Annotated in this window: 2 protein-coding genes and 1 pseudogene; all 3 read right to left on the reverse strand. The window is 62.3% G+C overall.

Annotated features, from left to right (window positions below):
* Window positions 1–100: pseudogene (locus tag PA598K_RS38635) on the reverse strand (methionyl-tRNA formyltransferase); the annotation flags it as partial.
* Entirely contained in the window at window positions 97–591 is a 495-nt protein-coding gene (def, locus tag PA598K_RS35485) for a peptide deformylase (RefSeq protein ID WP_128661327.1), read from the reverse strand. The pseudogene PA598K_RS38635 and the gene def, both read right to left, overlap by 4 nt.
* A 60-nt stretch (window positions 592–651) precedes the next feature.
* Window positions 652–1,761 (reverse strand): replication restart helicase PriA (priA, locus tag PA598K_RS35490; RefSeq protein WP_128661328.1); only part of this gene is annotated, 1,110 nt, incomplete at its 5' end.

The raw sequence follows: 1,761 nt of genomic DNA on the forward strand, positions 1-1,761 counted from the left end.
TAAGCTGCGTCACCACGGCTGCCACCTCGTAGCCGTGGTCAAGCAGCTTATTCAAGGCGGCGACGGCGAACTCCGGCGTGCCCATAAAGACGATCCTCATGCTTCATTCTCCCTTTTGTCGGAAGCTTGCGAGATGTCGTACACCTTCTCCGCGATGTCGGTGAACAGGACACCGTTCAGATGGTCGACCTCGTGCTGGAAGGCGCGCGCCTGGAATTCCTTCGCCTCGATCGTGATGTCGTTGCCGTAGCGATCCTGGCCCTGCAGCTTGACGCGCAGCGCCCGGCGCACGTCGCCGTTCAGTCCGGGGATGCTGAGACAGCCCTCCGGTCCGAGCTGCTCGCCCTCGCGCTCGATAATCTCCGGGTTGACCATCTCCATCAACCCGCCGTCCTCCTCGCCGGTATCGACGACGATGACGCGCTTCTCGATGCCGATCTGCGGCGCGGCCAGTCCGACGCCTTCGGCATGATACATCGTCTCGGCCATATCGTCGAGCAGCTTGTGCAGATTGGCGTTGAATTTGGTGACCGGCTTGGCCTTCTCCCGCAACACCGGGTCGGGATCTTTGACGATAAAACGAATAGCCATGGCTGCTTCCTGCCTTTGCAATAAATTTGGATAAACCCGTTTATTATATAATGAATTCGATCACATGATGACCTGCGGATCGACATCGATGCTGAACAATACCTTGCCCTGACTCCCCTCTGTAAACGGGGCCAGCGCTGCCCGCAGCAATGCCGCGACATCGACGCCTCCACGATATTTTATCATACATTGGAAACGGTAGCGATCCTTGAGCCGGGGAATCGGCGAGGCGACCGGGCCCAGAATCTCCAACGCCCGCTCGCGGGCGCTCTCGAGCGGCGCCAATACGCCGGCGCGCTCGGCCTGCTCGCGCAGCGCTTCGGCGAACTGCTCCCCCGTCGCCGCCAGCAGCGGCAGCTGCTCATGCGAGAGCGTCACGAGGACGAGCCGACAGAACGGCGGATAGCCCATAAAACGACGATGCTTCAGTTCCTCGGCGGCGAAAGCTTCAAAATCGTGACGCTGCGCCGTCCGCACGGAATAGTGATCCGGCGTATAGCTCTGCACGACGACCTCGCCCTCGAGATGATGGCGGCCCGCCCGCCCGGCCACTTGGGTGAGCAGCTGGAACGTTTTCTCCGCCGCCCGGAAATCCGGCAGATGCAGCGAGGAATCGGCGGCGATGACGCCGACCAGCGTCACATACGGGAAGTCGAGTCCTTTGGCGACCATCTGCGTGCCGAGCAGCACATCCGCTTGACGCTCGCCGAACAGCTTCAGCCATTTCTCATGGGAGCCCTTCTCCGTGGTCGTGTCGACATCCATGCGGATGACGCGGATGCCGGGAAACAGCTTGGCCAGCTCCTCCTCTACCCGCTGCGTGCCGGTGCCGAAGAAGCGGATATGCTCGCTCTCGCACGAAGGGCACACCGTCGGCGACGGCTCGGCATGGCCGCAATAATGGCAACGCAGCATCCGCGTCTTCTGATGATAGGTAAGCGAGATGTCGCAATGCGGACAGCCCGCCGTATAGCCGCAGGAGCGGCACATGACGAATGTCGAGTGCCCCCGCCGATTGAGCAGCAGCACCGACTGCTCGCCGCGCTCCAGCCGTTCGCCGAGCGCAGCATGAAGCCGGCGGCTGAACATCGAGCGGTTGCCCTCCTGCAGCTCCTCCCGCATATCGATGACGGTGACGGGCGGCATCGGCCGTCCGCCCACCCGCCCGGG

Origin of the sequence: Paenibacillus sp. 598K (assembly GCF_003851045.1) — a bacterium.
Taxonomy (GTDB): Bacteria; Bacillota; Bacilli; order Paenibacillales; family Paenibacillaceae; genus Paenibacillus_D.